Annotated in this window: 17 protein-coding genes and 1 pseudogene; 10 read left to right on the top strand and 8 right to left on the bottom strand. The window is 64.3% G+C overall.

Annotation, left to right across the window (positions count from 1 at the left end; all coding sequences use genetic code 11):
* On the top strand, positions 1 to 93 hold a 93-nt coding region (locus ACN0RJ_RS19660), incomplete at its 5' end, for an electron transfer flavoprotein subunit alpha (protein WP_417725389.1).
* Between the two features lie 65 nt (positions 94 to 158).
* Here the strand turns inward: ACN0RJ_RS19660 and ACN0RJ_RS19655 are convergent.
* From ACN0RJ_RS19655 to ACN0RJ_RS19625, 7 genes are all read right to left on the bottom strand, one after another.
* On the bottom strand, positions 159 to 1,658 hold the full coding sequence (locus ACN0RJ_RS19655; protein WP_417725386.1) for a tripartite tricarboxylate transporter permease: 1,500 nt from the start codon (positions 1,656 to 1,658) through the stop codon (positions 159 to 161).
* A 12-nt stretch (positions 1,659 to 1,670) separates the two neighbouring features.
* On the bottom strand, positions 1,671 to 2,189 hold the full coding sequence (locus ACN0RJ_RS19650; RefSeq protein ID WP_417725385.1) for a tripartite tricarboxylate transporter TctB family protein: 519 nt from the start codon (positions 2,187 to 2,189) through the stop codon (positions 1,671 to 1,673).
* 104 nt (positions 2,190 to 2,293) lie between these two features.
* Complete coding sequence (locus ACN0RJ_RS19645) at positions 2,294 to 3,295, bottom strand: tripartite tricarboxylate transporter substrate binding protein (protein ID WP_417725384.1); 1,002 nt, start codon at positions 3,293 to 3,295, stop codon at positions 2,294 to 2,296.
* A gap of 195 nt (positions 3,296 to 3,490) precedes the next feature.
* Positions 3,491 to 4,558: an alpha/beta hydrolase gene (locus ACN0RJ_RS19640; RefSeq protein WP_417725383.1), complete on the bottom strand. Its 1,068-nt coding sequence runs from the start codon at positions 4,556 to 4,558 to the stop codon at positions 3,491 to 3,493.
* A gap of 89 nt (positions 4,559 to 4,647) precedes the next feature.
* Entirely contained in the window at positions 4,648 to 5,658 is a 1,011-nt protein-coding gene (locus tag ACN0RJ_RS19635) for a PQQ-dependent sugar dehydrogenase (RefSeq protein ID WP_417725382.1), read from the bottom strand.
* Between the two features lie 109 nt (positions 5,659 to 5,767).
* Positions 5,768 to 5,920: a hypothetical protein gene (locus ACN0RJ_RS19630; RefSeq protein WP_417725381.1), complete on the bottom strand. Its 153-nt coding sequence runs from the start codon at positions 5,918 to 5,920 to the stop codon at positions 5,768 to 5,770.
* Positions 5,921 to 6,065: 145 nt separating this feature from the next.
* On the bottom strand, positions 6,066 to 6,959 hold the full coding sequence (locus tag ACN0RJ_RS19625) for a LysR substrate-binding domain-containing protein (RefSeq protein ID WP_417725380.1): 894 nt from the start codon (positions 6,957 to 6,959) through the stop codon (positions 6,066 to 6,068).
* A gap of 281 nt (positions 6,960 to 7,240) precedes the next feature.
* On the opposite strand from ACN0RJ_RS19625, the gene ACN0RJ_RS19620 reads away from it, so the two are divergent.
* The gene (locus ACN0RJ_RS19620; RefSeq protein ID WP_417725379.1) at positions 7,241 to 8,422 is read left to right on the top strand and encodes an MFS transporter; all 1,182 of its coding nucleotides are present in this window, start codon (positions 7,241 to 7,243) and stop codon (positions 8,420 to 8,422) included.
* 360 nt (positions 8,423 to 8,782) lie between these two features.
* Here ACN0RJ_RS19620 and ACN0RJ_RS19615 read toward each other — a convergent pair.
* Positions 8,783 to 9,220 (bottom strand): annotated as a pseudogene (locus tag ACN0RJ_RS19615) (DUF1403 family protein); the annotation flags it as partial.
* Positions 9,221 to 9,388: 168 nt separating this feature from the next.
* On the opposite strand from ACN0RJ_RS19615, the gene ACN0RJ_RS19610 reads away from it, so the two are divergent.
* The 8 genes from ACN0RJ_RS19610 (at position 9,389) to ACN0RJ_RS19575 (ending at position 18,769) form a co-directional block, all read left to right on the top strand.
* Entirely contained in the window at positions 9,389 to 10,435 is a 1,047-nt protein-coding gene (locus ACN0RJ_RS19610; RefSeq protein ID WP_417725378.1) for a tyrosine-type recombinase/integrase, read from the top strand.
* A gap of 591 nt (positions 10,436 to 11,026) precedes the next feature.
* The gene (repA, locus tag ACN0RJ_RS19605) at positions 11,027 to 12,229 is read left to right on the top strand and encodes a plasmid partitioning protein RepA (protein ID WP_417725377.1); all 1,203 of its coding nucleotides are present in this window, start codon (positions 11,027 to 11,029) and stop codon (positions 12,227 to 12,229) included.
* Positions 12,229 to 13,194 (top strand): plasmid partitioning protein RepB, encoded by a 966-nt coding sequence (gene repB / locus ACN0RJ_RS19600; protein ID WP_417725376.1) that lies wholly within the window; start codon positions 12,229 to 12,231, stop codon positions 13,192 to 13,194. Before repA ends, repB begins: the two co-directional genes overlap by 1 nt.
* A gap of 225 nt (positions 13,195 to 13,419) precedes the next feature.
* On the top strand, positions 13,420 to 14,514 hold the full coding sequence (gene repC, locus ACN0RJ_RS19595) for a plasmid replication protein RepC (protein WP_417725375.1): 1,095 nt from the start codon (positions 13,420 to 13,422) through the stop codon (positions 14,512 to 14,514).
* A gap of 1,058 nt (positions 14,515 to 15,572) precedes the next feature.
* Positions 15,573 to 16,448, top strand: coding sequence for a TRAP transporter substrate-binding protein DctP (gene dctP, locus ACN0RJ_RS19590; protein WP_417725374.1), 876 nt, complete (start codon positions 15,573 to 15,575; stop codon positions 16,446 to 16,448).
* Between the two features lie 60 nt (positions 16,449 to 16,508).
* Positions 16,509 to 17,024, top strand: coding sequence for a TRAP transporter small permease (locus ACN0RJ_RS19585; RefSeq protein WP_417725373.1), 516 nt, complete (start codon positions 16,509 to 16,511; stop codon positions 17,022 to 17,024).
* Positions 17,021 to 18,316 carry a TRAP transporter large permease gene (locus ACN0RJ_RS19580; RefSeq protein ID WP_417725372.1) on the top strand — a complete coding sequence of 432 codons (1,296 nt, stop codon included), beginning with the start codon at positions 17,021 to 17,023 and terminating at the stop codon, positions 18,314 to 18,316. Before ACN0RJ_RS19585 ends, ACN0RJ_RS19580 begins: the two co-directional genes overlap by 4 nt.
* Before the next feature lie 6 nt (positions 18,317 to 18,322).
* Complete coding sequence (locus tag ACN0RJ_RS19575; RefSeq protein ID WP_417725371.1) at positions 18,323 to 18,769, top strand: type II 3-dehydroquinate dehydratase; 447 nt, start codon at positions 18,323 to 18,325, stop codon at positions 18,767 to 18,769.
* Positions 18,770 to 18,771: the final 2 nt, after the last annotated feature.

Below are 18,771 nucleotides of genomic sequence, written 5' to 3'. Positions count from 1 at the left end.
AAGGACGAAGAGGCCCCGATCTTCCAGGTCGCCGACTTCGGCCTCGTCGCCGACCTCTTCGAAGCGGTGCCGGAGCTGACCAAAAAGCTCTGACCCCGACACCCCGCACACCAAAGGCCCGCCAGTGATGGCGGGCCTTATTCGTTCCGGGGCAGATCTCAGGGATCGTGACGGACCCGGGGCCGGGCCGAGGCCGACCGCAGCCAGGACCAGGCGGGTCCCGCGAAGCACAGCACGCAGCCGACCAGCAGGATCATCGTCAGGGGATCGGTCAGGTAGACCGACATGTCTCCCCGCGCCTGCACGAAGGCCCGGCGGAAATTCACCTCGAGCATCTCTCCCAGGATCAGCGAAAGCACCACTGGCGCCAGCGGGATCTGCAACAGCCGGAAGATGTAGCCGATCACGCCGAAGGCGCACATGACATAGACCGGGAACATCGCGTTTTCCGACGCGTAGGCGCCGACGATGCAGACCAGGAATACGGCGGTCGCGATGACTTGCCGCGGCAGCGCGGTGACGCGTGCCCAGAGCCCGCCTCCGCCGAGACCGACCAGCAACATCAGCGGTGCGCCCACGAAGAGCGAGGCCATGATGGTGTAGGGAATCTCGGGATTGCGGGTGAACAGCAGCGGGCCGGGCTGCAGCCCGTGGATCATCAACGCCCCGATCAGGATCGCCCCGGTGCCCGACCCGGGAATCCCGAGCGCCAGCAGCGGCGCGAGGCTGCCCGACACCGCGGCATTGTTGGCCGCTTCGGAAGACGCGATGCCTTCGAGGCTACCGTTGCCGAAGTCTTCGGGGGTTTTCGAGATTCGCTTGGCAATCCCGTAGGAGGCGAAGGAGGCTATCACCGTCCCTGCCCCCGGAATGACCCCCAACGCGTAACCGATGAGCGAACTGCGCAGGATCGGCGCGCTCAGCCGGCGCAGGGTCGACAGCGGCAGGGTCAGCATCCGGGCAAGGTGTTCCGTCGGTTTCTTTCCGCTTGGCCCTTCGCTGATCATGAACAGCACTTCGGACAACGCATAGAGGCCGAGCAGGACCGGAACCAGAGGCAGACCCTCGAAGAAATCCGGACTGGGGGAAAAGCGCGGCACTCCGGTCTGCACATCCATCCCCACCGTCGCGAGGGCGAGGCCAAGGGTGATCGCCACCAGCCCCTTCACCATCGAGCCTTCCGAGATCAACGCGACCAAGCAAAGCCCGGCCAGCGCCAGCGCCGCGTATTGCGCCGGACCGAACTTGAGCGCCACCTCGGATAGCGGCACGGCGGTCAGCATCAGCAACAGCGCGCTGGTCAGCACCCCGGCAAAGGACGAAATGATGGACACGGCCAGCGCCAGTTCCGCCTTGCCCTTGCGGGTCAACGCATAGCCGTCCCAAGACGTCGGCACGGCCGCGGCCGTGCCGGGCGAATTGAGCAGGATCGCGGTGATCGCCCCGCCGTACTCCGCCGCCATGTAAAGCGCGATGAGCATCACCAGCGCGGACCGGGGGTCCATCCCGTAGGTGAAGGGGATCAGCAGGGCGATCCCGAGAGACGGCCCGAGGCCGGGCACCGCGCCGATGAAGTACCCGATGATCAGGCCGATCACCAAGGCAATCCAGATGCCGAGGGTTCCGAAAGAGCCGAATCCGGCGATGACAGCGTCCATGGGAAAAGTCCTTCAGGGGAGCGGGACGTCGAGACCGTAGGCGAAAGCGGCGTAAACGCCGGCCGCCAGCGCCACGGGCACGATGATGAGTTGCATGACCCGGCGCTCGCCGCCGAGCCACAGCATCGCGAGGCCGAGCGGCACGAGCGAGGCGACGGCGCCGATCCTGTCGAAAAGGACCGCGCCGAGCATCAGCAGCAGCGCCGCCGCAAAGACCTGCGGATAGCGATTGATGATCACCGTGTCCTGAGGCGTGCCACGGATCATCCCCAGCAACGGGCCGACCGCCAGTCCGAGCGACCCGAGGACACCGAAGACGGCGACCATCAGGGGAAAGGCCCCCGGCCCGACGTCGTCGTTCGTGTAGGGTGCCGGGATCCGCAGCGCCGCAATCGTGTAGGCGACGAAGGCGGCCAGTATGGCCGCCGCCACCACCAGATCGGGAAGCCTTGTCCGGACCTCCAGCGTTATGCCGTTCCGGGGCTCCCCGCTCGGGGCATGCGCCTCCGGTTTCAGGGCTTTATCGCTCATGTCTGCAGCCTTTGGTTTCGGGTTTGACCAGAAGGACGGGCCGAGGATCGTGCGGCGTACCGATGGCTCGGGACGCCGCACGATCACCGATACCCTTACCGGTATCACTTGGCGGGCAGGATGCCGGCCTCTATCATCGCGGTCTCGGCAAGTCCCTTGAGATCCGTCGCCATCTTGTCGAACTCCGCAGGCCGTACACGGGACGGTGTAAAGCCGCGTGTTTCGACGTATTTCTGGTAGCGGTCGCTTTCGGTGGCTTCGATCAGCACATCCGCAATGCGGTTACGAAGATCGTCCGGAATTCCCGCGGGGCCGTAGATGCCGCGATACATCTGCCAGTCTCCGAACACATCGTAGCCCATGTCCTGTACAGTTTTCACACCGGGATAGGCGGGCAGGCTCTCGGGCCCGATCACCGCCAGCGCGCGCATCCGACCGCTGTCCACGAATTCGCGCGCCGTACTCGGCAGGGCGATCGCGGCTTCGGCGTGCCCGCCGAGGGCCGCGGTCATCGCCTCGCTGGAGGTCTGGTGGCTGACCCAGCTGAACGGAACCCCGGCGCCCTTTACCGACAGGATCGCACCGATGCTTGCCGCGGAGTTGACCGCCCCCGCCCCGGCCAGGACCAGCGGTTCGCCTCGTGCGGCAACCGCGTCGTGAAGCTGCTCGAAGGTTTGGAACGGGCTGTCGGCATTGACGACCAGCAGGTGGGATTCCGTCTGAAGGCCGACGATGTTGGAAAAGTCGCTCTCGTCGAAGGTTCCCTTCAACGAGGTCATCATGTTGGTCAGATGGGTCAGCGTCACCGCCCCGAGGGTGTAGCCGTCGGGTTTGGCCGCGGCGATGGCGCTCATCTGGGTGGCGCCGTTTCCGCCGGGCCGGTTGATCACGACGAATTCCTGCCCTGTGATCTCCTTGGCGCCTTCGGCCAGTTCCCGCAACAGGATGTCTGTCGCGCCTCCGGGCGAATTGTTGGAAATCAGTTCGACCGTGTGATCCGGCCAACTCGCGGCATCCTGTGCCCTGGCGCCCGCGCTGCCCAGGGTGGTCGCGACTATCGCGACACCCAGGACGACGGCGTTTCTGAAATGGCTGTCATGTTTCACGACACGTTTCTCCTCTTCCCGTGATCGGGGGCAATTGGTGCAATAAGCGTGCCATGCTGCTCAACCCGCAAAAAAGCGGCCGGATCGGGAAAATGTGACGGATGGGGCCGGACGCCGGGGCGCCACGGCCCCGGTCATCCGGGGCCGGGACGCACGGAAGCGTCCCTGTCCCCGTCGTGGCGGGCGACGTCCCGGTCAGACCGTCATGTGCCGTTCGAAGAACGATTGCAGCTTGTCCCAAGGGATCAGGTCGACCTTGTCGTAGAGATCGACGTGACCGGCACCTGCGACGACATGCAGTTCCTTTGGCTCTGAAGCGCTCTCGAACGCCTGCTCGCTGAAGAACAGCGAATGCGCGTTTTCTCCCGCTATCAACAGGACCGGGCGCGGAGAGATCCGGTCGAGGTGATCGAACGGGTGGAAATGCAGGTACGAGGGATCTCCGGATACGGCCATCGCGGTCGTCGCACGGGGATGCGCGCCACGCGCCGTCCGGTAGTAGTCGAAGAACTCCCGCGTGATCGGATCGGTGTCCTCGGTGAGGACATCGGGCAGCGCCCCGTAGCGGACGGGCGCCCCGTCGACCTCGGCCCAGCGTTGCGCGCCGATCTCGGTCAGGCTGCGGATGCGGTCCTCGTCGGTCATCGGCGTGCCGCCCCAGGCCCATTTTGCGCCGCCCATGTCATACATGCTGACCGTGGCGACGGCCCTGATCCGGGTGTCGATCTGCGCGGCGGCGAGGGAATAACCGCCGCTTGCGCAGACCCCTATGACACCGATGCGGTCGCGGTCGACAAAGGCCTGCCGCCCCAGGAAATCGACCCCGGCGCTGAAATCCTCGACCGTGGCTTCCGGGGAGGAGATGAAATGTGGCTGCCCGCCGCTTTCACCGTTGAAGGAGGCGTCATGCGCGATGGTGACAAAGCCGCGCTCCGCCATGGTCTGGGCATAGAGCCCTGCGGTCTGTTCCTTAACCCCGCCATAGGGGTGCCCGACAATCAGCGCAGGGTGGCGCTGCGTCGTGTCGAGGTCCCGCGGCATGTACATGTCGGCGACCAGCTCGATGCCGAGGCGGTTGGCATAGCGAACCTTGCGATGGTCCACGCGGTCGTTCGGGGGAAACACCTTGTCCCAGGTCCCGGTATACTGGGCCGAGGCAGATGTCGCCGCCAATGTCGCGGCAGCCAGACCGGCTCCGGAGAGTTGCAGCACCGTACGGCGGTCGATGCCGCCGGACTTGGGGTTTCGTTCGAGGTCCGTCATTTTCGAAAAGCTCCATTTTGAGGATCGGGAAAAGCTTCCGCCCCACGGGTCCGGCGGGGCGGCGTCGTACATCGGGCGGGGGTTCGCCGTCAGTCCAGGGTCAGGCGCAGGAGCCGGTCCGCAGACGGCCCCTCGCCCCGAGGAGAGCGGTTGGTCGTGATGACCCAGAGGTCGGCGCCCACGGCTTCGACATCGCGGTAGCGCTCGCCGGTCGACACCACGGGTTTCAGGGTTCCCGCAGCCTCGTCCACGACAAAGAGGCCCTCCGCGCCCAGGGCTGCGATCAGCAGTTCCGGCCCGGAAAAGGCAGCGCCGGAGGGGGCCCATGTCCTGCGCCCGGAGTGAACCCATGGGGCTGTCATGCCCGCGCGCTGCTCATCGCCTTGAATGATCGGCCAGCCGTAGTTGCCACCCGGCATGATCAGATTGATCTCATCATGCGCCGACTGACCGTGTTCAACGGCATACAATGCTCCGTCCGGGCTCCAGGCGAGCCCCTGCGGATTGCGATGCCCCAGCGACCAGACGGGCGACCCCGCGCGGGGATTGTCCGCAGGGATGGCGCCGTCCGGCGCGATCCTCAGGATCTTGCCGGCCAGGCTCTCCGGGTCCTGCGGCCGCTGGCGGTCCTCCGTCCAGCCCGTCGTGATGTAGAGCATCCCGTCGGGGCCGAAACCGAGCCGACCGCCGTTGTAGAGACGATGGCCGGGAATCCGGTCGATCAGGACGCGGGTTTCCTGCCAGGCTTCGCCGTCGAACCGCGCCGCGATCACCCGGTTGGATGACCCGTCCGCCTCTTCCTCGCTGTGGTAGAAATAGCCGGTTGCGTCCTGAGCAAAGGTCGGGGACAGCGCCATGCCCAGCAGGCCGCGGCCGCCTTCGCGATAGATCGGTCGGGACGTCGAAAGCGGCATGCGGGTCAGATCGCCTTCCACGACGCGCAGAACCGAACCGGCGGCTTCGGTGATGTAGAGGGTCCCACCGTCCCGCGTGATGTCCCACGGGTAATCGAGATCGTTCGACACGACCTCGACCGTCCAGTCCTGCCGATCCGACGCAAGGATCGGGTGGCGTTCGCCGGCGCCGGCCTGTCCCGCCATGGCGAGGGAAAAGAGGCATGTTAGGCTGATGGCGCCCGTGCAGGGTCGGGCGTGTCGGGTCGGCATGGCGAAAGCTCCTCTGATCGGGTCGCGCTCTAAACGCTAAGCATCACGGGACGGCCGGATAATGCGCGATTTTCCGAAGACTTTGCTGAGCATCGCTCATCAATCCCTTTGCAGCCTGCGGCTCGAACCCGCCGAAGCGACCGGTGCGGATGGGGCTGCGCATGACCTCCCGGCGCCATTCATGGGCGATGTTCATCACTGCCATCGGCAGCGCGGTATTCCGCAAGTGCGGCGCGACGCCATCTCGGGGAGCACCCCGTATTTGCGCCGCCTGGCCCGATATCTTTTCCGCCCTGCCCATGGCGCGCGATGTCTTCGAGGCCCGCAACGTGGGCCGATCCCTAGTCGCGGTAGCGCAACGCCTCGATCAGCAGCTTGAAGGCGGGGGAAGCGTGCCGCCGGCTCGGATAGAACAGGTGCAGCCCGCCGAAGGGCTGCGACCAGCCTTCCAGAACGGCTTCGAGCCGGCCCGATGCCAGATGGTCGGCCACGTGGAAATCCGGCATGAACGAGGGCCCGATGCCATCCAGCGTGGCGGCGATCATCGGCCCTATGGCATTGAAAACGAGCTGGCCGGGGGTGTGGATGCGCAGTTCCCGGCCGTCCTTCTCGAATTCCCAGGCATAGAGGCCGCCGTGCGAGGGCAGACGGACGTTGATGCAATTGTGCTCCATGAGATCTTGCGGAACCTGCGGACGGCCGCGGGCCTCCCAATAGGCGGGCGTCGCCACGCAGAGCAGCCGGACGTCGGGGCCGATCCTCCGGGCGACCATCCCCTCCGAGACACGATCGCCGTAGCGCACCCCGGCGTCGAACTGCTCCGAGGCGATATCGGTCAGATTGTAATCGACGATGATCTCGAGCTTCACATCCGGATAGGCCCGGACGACCGGCATCAGCTTGGGCCAGAGCAGGCCCTCGACGGCGAAATCCGGGGCGGTGAGGCGGATGGTGCCCGCCGGGGTGTCCCGCATTTCGGCCAGTCCGCGCAGCTCCGCCTCGATCTGTTCGAGGTTCGGCACCAGGGTCTTGAGCATCCGCTCCCCCGCCGGGGTGGTGGACACGCTCCGAGTCGTGCGGGTGAGCAGCCGCATCCCCAGCTTTTCCTCCAGCGACCGGATGGTGTGGCTGAGCGCGGATTGGGACACGCCGAGCTGACCCGCCGCCCGCGTGAAGCTGCGTTCGCGCGCGACGGCCGCAAAGGCGATCAGGTCGGTGATGTGGTCCCGCAGCATTTTTCGTTATCTCTTGCAAATTGCACGGGCAAGCAACGCCCGTCGTCCCAATATATATGGCCCCCCGGGCCTGACTAGTGAATCACGCTCATGACAGACTTCGCGTGGCGAATATTGTTTGCGGCCGGTCTCCGGTTACCTGCTTCACCAGCGCGGCGGCGCCCGAGTGCCGGTATGGCAAAGTCTCCGGCCTGCCTGCCTGACAATCGACCGCGCCCTGTTTGCTGCCGTCCGGGGAGGAGGGGCAGCCTAGGGGTGCCATGCCAATCAAGAGGACCATCATGAACACCTCCTCCACCCTCGACCTGCGGCCGACAAACGGCCAGGGCGCGGTTCTGTCCATGTCACTCTGCGTCGCGTTGCTGATCGCGTCGGAGTTCATGCCCGTGAGCTTGCTGACCCCGATTGCCGAAAGCCTGCAGGCCAGCGACGGCCAGACCGGACAGGCCGTCTCCATCAGCGGCTTCTTCGCGGTGGCGGCCAGCCTGCTGGTGTCGACCGCCGCCGGACGGCTGAACCGCAAATCGGTTCTCCTGACGATGACCGCTCTGATGCTGGTGTCGCTGGTGATGATCGCGGCGGCGCCGAACTTCGTCGTGCTGATGATCGCGCGGGCCCTTCTGGGTGTTTCCATCGGCGGCTTCTGGTCGCTGTCGACGGCCGTCATCATGCGGTTGGTGCCTGCCGACCGGGTATCCGGCGCGCTCGCGATGATGTTCGCGGGACAGGCCACCGCCGCGGCCTTTGCCGCACCCGTCGGTAGCTACCTCGGCGAGGTGATCGGCTGGCGCGGCGTGTTCTGGCTGCTGGTGCCGATCGTCGCGGCAAACCTCCTGTGGCAGGCCGTCGCGCTGCCCTCGCTACCCGCGCGGGAAAGCCAGAGTCTGCGCTCCATATGGCGGGTGCTACGCCGCCCCTACATGACCCGCGCTCTGATCGCGGTGCTTTTCACCTTCTCCGGGGCCTTCGCAATGTTCACCTACCTGCGTCCGTTCCTCGAGACAGTCTCGGAGGTCGGGGTGCAGATGTTGTCGATGATGCTGCTGGTGCTGGGCTGTGCCGGGTTCGCCGGCACCTTCCTCGGGGGGCGGCTGACCAACGGGCACGTCATGACCCTGCTGCGCTGCCTTCCGCTGGCCATGGCGGCGGCGACGCTGGCCCTTCTGGGTTTCGGCCATGTGCTGAGCCTCGTCGCGATCCTGCTCGCGGTCTGGGGTGCGATCAACACCGCCTTGCCGATCAGCTGGATGGGCTGGGTCACGCAGGAGGTGGGCGATGCGCCGGAGGCCGCCGGCGGTCTGATGGTAGGCGCGATACAGCTCGCCATCCTGCTCGGGGCCACCATCGGCGGGACGCTGCTGGACAATCTCGGGATCTCGGCCACCTTTTTCTGCAGCGCCGGGTTGCTGACGGTTGCCGGGATGATCGTCGGCTCGGGCCGGGCCCTGCGGGCCGAAGCCTAGGCCCTGATCGATCAGGGCCGCAGCTAACCGATGAAGACGCACGACCGCTCCGCCAAAGAACTGGCTCCGGCCCTCCGAATTTGCTCGTGCAAAGTGGAGAGCACCAACCGAGGAAGCAGGAGGTGTTCTTATGTGACACGGGGAGAGACCGGCGCCTAAGTTTCGACGAGAAGCGGTGTGGCGGGCGCAAACCAGCGGTCGGACGAGGCGGGAAATCGCTGAGGACCCGGGCAGGGTGCATCGACGCTGTCGCGATTGTTGGCCAAGCACATGATCTGAGCCGAGGGATACGGTTCACGATCTGCATGCCGAGTTGAAGCGCCCGCGGCGGGAAAATCAGATGCAGAAGCACGAGCGCGTCGCCCGGCTCACCGGCGCGCCCGACCCCGTGTCGAGCCATGCCGCAAGCCGCGTCGCCTCCAACAACGGCAGAGCCCGGTGCATCCCGGCGGCCGAAACCGGTCGCTCCACCGCCCGGCGCCAGCTCAGCGCGGTTTCTCCCGCCGGGCCCGGCAGGTCGCCGGGGCGCAGCAGATGCACCGCGTCGCGAAGGTCCGCCGCCCGCTCCGGACGGCCCGAGAAGGCCACGCAGGCTTCGGCGGCGCGCAGGGCCAGCCTGTCCCTCAACAAGGTCCCGGGAGTCTCGACCCGCGCCAACACCACATGCAGACGGCACAGCGCCGCGCCCGACAGAAAGGCCACATCTTCCAGCGTTTCGCCGCGCGCCTGCGTGACCCGGGCCGGAAAGGCGGCTAGGGTTTCCGTGGTCTCGAGTGGGTCGGCACGATCCGGGGTCATCCCCGCACCCTGCCACGCCACGGCGCTTTCCGCCATATCGAAACGCAAGAACCGCCCCCACCTGCCCGTCCCCATCATGTCCGATAAGTTTGCATTATCGGTTCCTTCGTGCAAGACTCAGCCAAGCCCCCCGATCCGGAGTGGCGGCAGCACCGGGAGACATGGACGATGGCAGAAGTGACCGATCCGGAAGACGAGCGCCACGTCCCCATCGCCCTGCCCTCCCATGTCGCCGGGTCCGGAACGCTCGACCGGCTGGTGGACACCGCCCGCAACTACGCCCGCGCATCCGCTTCGGAAAACACGCTCCGGGCCTATGCGACCGACTGGGCGCAGTTCACCCGCTGGTGCCGCCTGAAGGGCGCCGAGCCGCTGCCGCCCTCGCCCGAGCTGATCGGCCTTTACCTGGCCGACCTCGCCGCGCCGCGGGACAGCGCCAGCGGCCTCTCGGTCAGCACGATCGAGCGGCGCCTCTCGGGCCTCGCCCGCGGCTATGCGCAACGCGGCCTCACCCTCGACCGCAGAAACCGGCACATCGCCACCGTGCTTGCCGGGATCCGGCGCAAGCACGCCCGCCCCCCGGTCCGCAAGGAGGCGATCCTGCCCGAGGATATCCTCGCCATGCTGGCCACCCTGCCCCGCGACCTGCGCGGGCTGCGCGACCGGGCGATGCTGCTGCTCGGCTATGCCGGCGGGCTGCGGCGGTCCGAAATCGTCGGCCTCGACCGGCACAAGGACGATACTCCGGACAGCGGCGGCTGGGTCGAGATCTTCGACAAGGGTGCGCTGCTGACGCTGAATGCCAAGACCGGCTGGCGCGAGGTCGAGGTCGGGCGCGGCTCGTCCGAACAGACCTGCCCGGTGCATGCGCTCGAACAATGGCTGCACTTCGCCCGGATCGACTTCGGCCCGATCTTCGTACGCACCACGCGCGACGGCAGCCGCGCGCTTGAGGCCCGGCTGAACGACCGGCACGTGGCCCGGCTGGTGAAAGACTGCGTGCTGCGCGCCGGCTTGCGCGCCGACCTGCCCGAGGCCGAGCGGCTGGCACTTTACTCCGGCCACTCGCTGCGCGCCGGTCTCGCTTCCTCTGCCGAGGTCGACGAGCGCCACGTGCAGAAGCATCTCGGCCACGCCTCCGCCGAAATGACCCGCCGCTATCAGCGTCGCCGCGACCGCTTTCGCGTCAACCTCACCAAGGCCGCGGGGCTCTGATCCCGCGCGAGCGGTCGGTTGGCCATCGGGACTTCAAATGACCCACTTTCAAGGCCACGGTACGCTGCGCGGGTGGCCCCCCTGCCCCGGTCGCAAACACTGGAAACACCTGGAATATGTCGAGAGCTTTGAGAGAGACAGCTCGGACGGTGATGCGCCTGACAGGGTTTCCCGCCCGTACGGTTGTGGATCGGGAAAGGCGCAACGCTTGTCCGAATGCGGATGGACCGTCTGGAGCGGACTGCGCGACTTGGGATCATCTGATCGACAACGAGGTGCCCGCTGCACCAAGCATGGGGTATGAAGATTCGCGGAAGGACCCTGCTTAGGATTTCAGGGGGTAAGCGGCGAAACCAGGTCATATCGGCTGCCGCGCCGGCACGTCCGGAGATTTATACATATTTTCAAATATTTACACTCATTAAACAAGTCCGGGCCCGAACCCCGTCCGGGTCCGCGCCATCGGCCTGGCAAGAAAATTGTTGTCTGGGGATAAGTTGCGTGTCATGAGTGCTCTAGTCGCAAGGGAGCGAAAATCCCGCGTTTTAGCGACGAAACACAATCGACCCACCAAGAGGTCACGAGGGCAGCATGAACACCACGGCAGATTTCCCGGGCGCGAAGTCCATTGCAGCGTCAATATCCGCGAACGCCGCGCGTCTATCGGATGCCCTCGACCACCATATGCGCAACAGCTTTCAACCCGAAAGCAGAAAGATACTGCGCAAGTTCCACCCGTCCGAGGTCTCCGAGTTGACGGGCATCAGCATGTCGAACCTGAGAACGCGCCATCAGGAAGGTGACTTTCCCGATGTCGAAACGGACTCCCGCGGCAGGCGTCTCTATTCCGCCGAGGAGATCGACCAGATCCGTCAGGTGATGGCGCGGACCGGGCGCAACGGCGACGCGTATCTGCCGGGCCGTCGGCATGGTGACGCGCTTCAGATCATCTCCATCGTGAATTTCAAGGGTGGCTCCAGCAAGACGACGACGGCGATCCACCTTGCGCAGCGCTACGCCCTCAGAGGGTATCGCGTGCTCGCCGTGGACATGGACCCCCAGGCCAGCCTGACGACAATGTTCGGATACCGCCCGGAGATCGAGTTTGCCGAAAGCGGCACGGTCTACGACGCCCTGAAATATGAGGATCCGGTGCCGCTGAGCCAGGTCGTTCGCAAGACCTACTTCCACAACCTCGATCTCGCACCCGCCGGATTGCTGTTGTCGGAATATGAAACCGAAACGGCCTACGCGCTGCAGCACAAGGTCGACCCCCCGTTCACGCAGCGTTTGGCGATTGCACTCGACGAGATCGAAAGCAACTACGACCTGGTGATCATTGATTGCCCGCCGCAGTTGGGCTTCACGACGATGACCGCCCTGCTCGCGTCTACCGGACTTCTGATCACCGTGGTCCCGAGCATGCTGGACGTGGCCTCCATGGCGCAATTCCTCGAGATGGCCGGCGAGACCGTCAGGACCCTGGAAGAAGCGACCGGGCCCATCGATTGGTCGTTCCTCAAATATCTCGTCGCCCGGTTCGAGCCGACCGATGTCCCGCAATCGCAGATGGCGGGTTTTCTCAGGTCGATCCTGCTCGACCAGGTTCTCAACACGCCCATGCTGAAATCCACCGCCATTTCGGATGCCGGGATGACGCAGCAGACGATCTATGAACTGGAACCCAGCCAGGTGGTCAAGAAGACCCTGGACAGGATTCTGGAGAGCGTGAACGGCGTCGCGGATGAGTTTGAACGAACGATCCAGCAGTCGTGGGGGAGGAAGGTCGAGTAATGGCACGCAGAAACCTGTTCCAGCCCCCTCCCCCGCCGGATTCGCCCGATGAAGCGGCTGGCGGCGATCTGAAGCCTCGGTTCCCCAATACCGGGGCCATGAGCGGCGTGAAATCGACCCTGAAGGATCTTTCCAGCAATGCGGTGCGGGAAATCGCCGTCGATCTCATCGAAGAGGACGGGCCGAAAGACCGGCTTTCCTTTTCCGACGCCGATATCGCCACCCTTGCGGCAAGCATCAAGGCTCACGGCCAACAGGTGCCGATCATGGTCCGCCCGCTTGCCGACAAACCGGGTCGTTTCAGGATTGTCTACGGGCGGCGGCGCCTGCGGGCCCTGCAATCGATCGGCATGTCGGCCAGAGCTCTGGTGCGCACCCTGTCGGACGAGGAGGCAATCCTTGCCCAGGGCCAGGAAAACTCGCACCGATTGGACCCGAGCTTCATCGAAAAGGCGTTGTTCGCGGCACAGCTGAGCAACAACGGATACGATCAGCCGGTGATCCTCGACGCACTTGCCATCGACAAGCCCATGCTGTCGCGAATGACCAAGGTCGCCCGCACGATACCCGAGGACGTGATCCAGATGATCGGCTCCGCGCACGGTATCGGTCGCCGACGTTGGGAAGACCTGGCGGACAAGACCAAGGTCAGCAATGCTGACCTCGCTCAGGTGGTCTCGAATTTGGGTCTGGACAGGATCTCCGCTTCGGACGACCGCTTCGAGCGGGTCAGCGACGCCGTTTCGAAAATCGGCCAGCCTGCGAGCCCCGTCAGGGCCGCGGCGCACATGGTCGTTTCAGGCGACGGAAAGACACTTGCAGAAATCAAGGATAGCCCCCGAGCTTTGACGGTGAAGCTGTCCAAGGTCGACGTACCGGAATTCGCTCAATGGATGCGAGACAACGCCGAAGTTGAGTTGAAGCGTCTCTATGAGGCGTGGAAGTCGGACCAACAGTCCGGCTGACATACAGGCGAGCAGAGCAGCAAAAAGGAGCACGAGACACAGCCAGAAAAGAAAGAGCCCCCCAAGGTAATCCCCGGAGAGCCCAATCTGTTCTTAGCACCCTCAGATTTACCAGCTTCTCCGCGACAGTCAACAACAACCGAATCGGTTGAACGGTGATCTGTTGCCTTTTCTTCAGAAATCGGGGGCTTCGGGCCTTTCCCGACCGGTTGTCGTGAAAAATTCATGGCATTTACTCAGACATCCGCCTCCGCAGGAGCGCGGCCAGGAGCTCTGTCGTCCGCGGACAACTCACACCCAGAACGTCACATCATAGTCGACACGTTGCGCCAAGCCGCACCCTTGATGGGCCTGAAAGCGCCCGTCATTGCGACCCTCGACGCGATGCTGTCATGCCTTCCTCCCAAAAGGCAGCACAACACCGTCTTCGCATCCAATGCCACGCTTGCTTTCCGGCGAAACGGGATCTCCGACCGCACGATCAGACGGCATGCCGCCATCCTGCAGGATCTGGGACTTCTCGTTCGTCGTGACAGCTCGAACCGGAAAAGGTTCACACGACACAGTGCAGCCGACGGCACGGCTCTTCGTTTCGGGTTCGACCTCACCCCCCTCTTCCGGCGCTTTCCGGAACTCGCCGAGCTTGCCGCCCGCGCTGTTCGTGAGAACGATCAGATTGCCTACCTCAAGGCCAAGATTCGCGCAGCCGCAAACGACATCCTGCATGCGCGGTGCGACGACGACAAAGCCACCTCGGCCCTGCGCGCCCTTCGCAGGAATCTGTCTATCGAGGATTGCCGCACCCTTCTGAACGGCCTCGACATGGTGGACATGACGATCGAACAACCCGGTGACATGGTCGTGCTCGGGGAAGAAAAAATGTCCGCCAGCGACGGTCAAAATGTCCGGCACCATCATAACTCAAATAAAGAACATATTGATATGGAAGAGCGCGACGAACCAAAAGCTCATTCAACACACAAACCCGTCACACCCCTGAGCGTCATGGAAATCCTGAGCGCATGTCCCCAGGCGGCGCAGTTTTCACCCACACCGGTGAAGACCATGTCCGACGTTGTTGCACACGCACGAACTCTCGCACCCATGCTCGGCATCGACACGAGGAACTACCAGGATGCTCAGGACCGTCTGGGCGCCGAACGGACGGCCTTGACTGTCTGGGCGGTCATGCAATTCCACGAAAAGATCAGAAAGGTCGGCGCCTATTTTCGCTCGATAACGTCGGGAAAGAACAGCGCGGACTTCGTTCCCGAATTGCTCGTGCGACGCCTTTCCCGCTCGCGACCGCAGCTAACCTAGACCGACCAGTTCCCCATGTAGTCACCCACCCAGACAGGAAATTGTCCGCGGACAATTTCCTTCGACCAAGAGAGGCCGAGTGGAAACATCGCGTCTCCTCTCGCACAACGCATAGAATTCGTGGTCACTGAGGACCTCCAGAGAGAAGCAAGGCACCAGAAAGGGATGCCTTGGCCTGAAAACCGCCGCCGTCCATCATGGCGCATGTCGGTACGCGGACGACCTGCGGGAATACAGCAGAGACCAAGCCTGTGGACAAACGTCAGACGGGCAGGGGGCCAAGTAAGTTCAGGTTCGCCGGGCACAAGGGGGAGCCGTACGTCGGGCAAACGAGAGGGTGCAGGATTGCGTCCGAGACCGAGCAACTTCACGAAAACAGCGTCCGGTTGCCCGAACAACTTCGCCGCTACGATTTGCCGGCACTCGATGGCAGAGTAGGGCAGGGGGCGTGTGAAGAAGTAGCTGGCTCCGGGATCCACCAGGGATGCCGCCCTTCCCTGCTTCATCACGCTTCATTGCCGCGTGATAGAGCGACAGTGGTGGTCGCAAAGTGGTTTGGGCCATTTGACGACCGCAAGCAGCGTTGGAGAGATCAATTTCGGCATTGTTCCTTCGGGACGCTCATTCGCTCTTCCGACAACAGTAGCAGCCCGCTCACGCCGTTCACGAATAGACCCGCAGCCCGGGAACGCGCTGCTGATTTGTCTGGTGATCTTCGTCCGCAGGCGCATCGACTGCGCTTCGCAGCAATGATCGCCTCGCGCGTCCCCGCCTGGCCGATCGCCTGGACAGGGTTCATGCGCAGAAGGGGCGAACTGCGTCCCGAATTGAGATTCGGCACCCGAGCGACGCCCAGGCAACAGCAGGGTTTACCGACGACCGATTTTCGACGTATGATCGGATTATCATCATATGATCAGTGAATCATATGGTACAAACGGGAGGATTGAATGACAAACCGCAGGGTATTTCTCGGGGGCATCGCTGCTGCTGGCCTGGCATTGGGCGCAGGCGTGCCTGCCGTCGCACAGGACGCTGCGAAACTTCGTTTTTCGGCCGTGTTCTCGGAACAGGACATCCGCGCCGAGATGATGAAGAAGCTTGCCGCCTCCGTGTCGGACAGTGCCGAGATCGAACTTTTCTACGGCGGCAACCTGTTCAAGCAGACCACCGAGATCATCGCGATCCAGCGCGGCAACCTCGAGATGGGCAATATCGCTCCCCAGGATATCGCGACGCAGATCAAGGAATTCTCGATCCTGACCTCGGCCTACCTGTTCCGCGACGTCGACCACCTCAACGCCTTCTTCGCGAGTGACGCGGGCGCAGAGATGGTCGCGCTCGCCGAAGAGCGGCTCGGAATCCACATCCTCGGGCCGACCTACTTCGGCACGCGGCAGGTCGGGCTGCGCATCGACAAGGAAATCAACACCCCCGCAGACATGTCCGGCGTGAAGCTGCGGATGCCCGGCGGAGACGCCTGGCAGTTCCTCGGCACGGCGCTTGGCGCGAACCCGACCCCGATGGCCTATGCCGAGGTCTACACCGGCCTGCAGACCGGCGCGATCGACGGTCAGGACAACCCGCTGCCGAACGTCGAGAACATGAAGTTCTACGAGGTCATGGACCAGATCGTCATGACCTCGCACCTTGTCGGCTATGACCTTCTGGTGATCTCGGCCAAGGTCTGGAACGGATTCACCGACGCGCAGCGCGCGGCTTTCCAGGCCGCCGCCGACGAGGCGATCGCCTGGAGCGCCGAGCAGCACCTTGCCCGCGAGACCGAACTCGCCGAGTTCTTCCAGGAGAAGGGCCTGAAGATCTCGACCCCCGACGTCGATGCCTTCCGCAGCCACGCGCAACAGATGTACCTCGACTCCGAACTCTCGGCCGACTGGCCCGAGGGGATGCTCGAGCGTATCAACAGCCTCTGATCGGCTGTCATCCTCCATGGCCGCATCCCCGGGGGGTGCGGCGCCCGAAAGGTGGGACCCTTGGATAGACTGATCAGGACAGGGCTCTGGCTGCGGCGCAGGGCCGAGAACATTGCGGCCCTGATGCTGGCGGTAATGTTCGTCGCCTTCATCGTGCAGGTGGTGTTCCGCTACCTGCTGAACCTGCCCGGCGGCGGCGCGTCGGAGCTGACCATCATCATGTGGCTCTGGCTGGTGCTCTGGGGGGCTTCCTTCGTGCTGACCGAACGCGAGGAAATCCGCTTCGATTTCCTGATCTCAAGCGTCGGTCCAAAGGTGCGGCGGGTCATGAGCCTTCTCGCCTGCGCCGCACTTCTGTTTCTCTACGGATATTCGCTGCCGGCGGTCTGGGACTTCGTGACCTTCATGAAGATCCAGGAGACCTCCTATCTCGATATCCGTTATGACCTGGTGTTCTCGATCTACGTGATCTTCGCGGTGGCGACACTGCTGCGCTACGCCTGGTTGATGGTGGCCACGCTGCGGGGGCGCGACGCCGGCGGCGCGCGGACCGGCGGTGGGGAGAGGGAGCCATGATCGACCCGTTCACCGCCTCCGTCCTGTCCATCGTGCTGCTGGCGCTGCTGGGGCTGCCGGTGGGCCATGCCATGATCGCCTCGTCGATCCTCTATCTGATGCTCGCCGGGCAGGACATGGGCATTGCCGCCGAGCAGCTGCTCAACGGCATGTTCTCGAGCTACATCCTGCTGGCGGTGCCGCTGTTCATCCTGGCTGCAGAGCTGATGAATTCGGGAAGCATCACGCTGCGGCTGCTGGCCTTCTGCAACGCGTTCATCGGGCGGTTTCCGGGGGGCCTGGCGCTGGTCAACGTGGCGCAGTCGATCATCTTTGCCGGCATGTCCGGCTCTGCCATCGCCGATGCGGCCGGGTCGGGGAAGATGATGCAGCGCATGATGACCGAGGGCGGCAAGTATCCCCCGGCCTTCGCCGCGGCGCTGACCGCCTCGACCGCGGTGATCGGGCCGATCATCCCGCCGTCGATCCCCATGGTCATCTACGCGCTCGTGTCGGATGCCTCCATCGGCTACCTGTTCCTTGCGGGCGTGGTGCCGGGCATCCTCATGGGACTGGTTCAGGCGGGCATCATCGTCGCAAGCGCGCGGCGCCGCGCCTTCCCGGTGGAGCGGCCGGTGCCCCTGCGGGAGCTGCCCGGCATCACCCTCGAGGCGCTGCCCGCGCTGATGATGCCCGTGGTGCTGCTCGGCGGCATCTACGGGGGCGTGACCACCCCGACCGAGGCGGCGGCGGTCGCCGCGCTCTATGCGCTGCTGGTCTCGGCCATCCTCTATCGCAGCGTCTCGGTCGCCTCTGTCTACGGTTCGGTGCTGTCGAGCGCCCGCACGACGGCTTCGATCGGCATGCTCATTGCCGGGGCGCTGGTGTTCAACTACGTGGTCACGGTCGAAAACATTCCCGCCTCGCTCAGTGCCTGGCTGGCCGGGTTCGACCTGACGCCCATCGCGTTCCTGTTGATGGTCAACGTGATCCTGCTGATCCTCGGCTGCCTGCTCGAGGGAACGACGATCCTGCTGGTCATCGTGCCGGTCTTCATCCCGACCGCGAATGCGCTCGGCATCGACCTCGTGCACTTCGGCATCGTCTGCGTGGTCAACATCATGCTGGGCCTGATCACGCCGCCCTACGGTCTGCTGCTCTTCGTGATGACCACCATCTCGGGCTGCCCCCTGAGCAGGATCATCCGCGAGATCCTGCCCTTCCTCCTGGCGCTTATCGTGGCGCTGGCGCTCATCACGCTGGTCCCGGACCTGTCGCTCTGGTTGCCGCGCCTCTTCGGATACAATGGATAAGTGAAGATGACAAAACCGGTCTATGTCCTGAACGGCCCGAACCTGAACCGCCTCGGCAAGCGCGAGCCGGAGATCTACGGGACCGTCACCCTCGCCGAGGTCGAGGAGATCTGTGCGAGGGCCGCGGGCGACACCGGGGTGGTCTTTCGCCAGACCAACTCGGAAGAGCGGATGATCGACTGGATCCACGAGGCGATCGACGACTCCTGCGCGCTGCTGATCAACCCCGCCGCCTTCACCTTCTATTCGATGGCGATCATGGACGCGCTGAAGATGTATTCGCATCCGCTGATCGAGTTTCACATCACCAACATCCACAGGCGCGAGAAGATGTATCATCACTCGCTGGTCTCGGGCGTGGCGACGGCGGTCATGGCGGGGACCGGACCACGCGGCTACGGCCACGCGGTAAGGCTTCTGCTGGAAATGGTCGCAGAGGGGCAGGCGGCCTGACC

The sequence above is a fragment of the Salipiger sp. genome (assembly GCF_048261495.1).
In the GTDB taxonomy this organism is placed as follows: Bacteria; Pseudomonadota; Alphaproteobacteria; order Rhodobacterales; family Rhodobacteraceae; genus Salipiger.
Note: the sequence above shows the minus strand (reverse complement) of the source record. Positions and strands in the feature narration are given on the sequence as shown.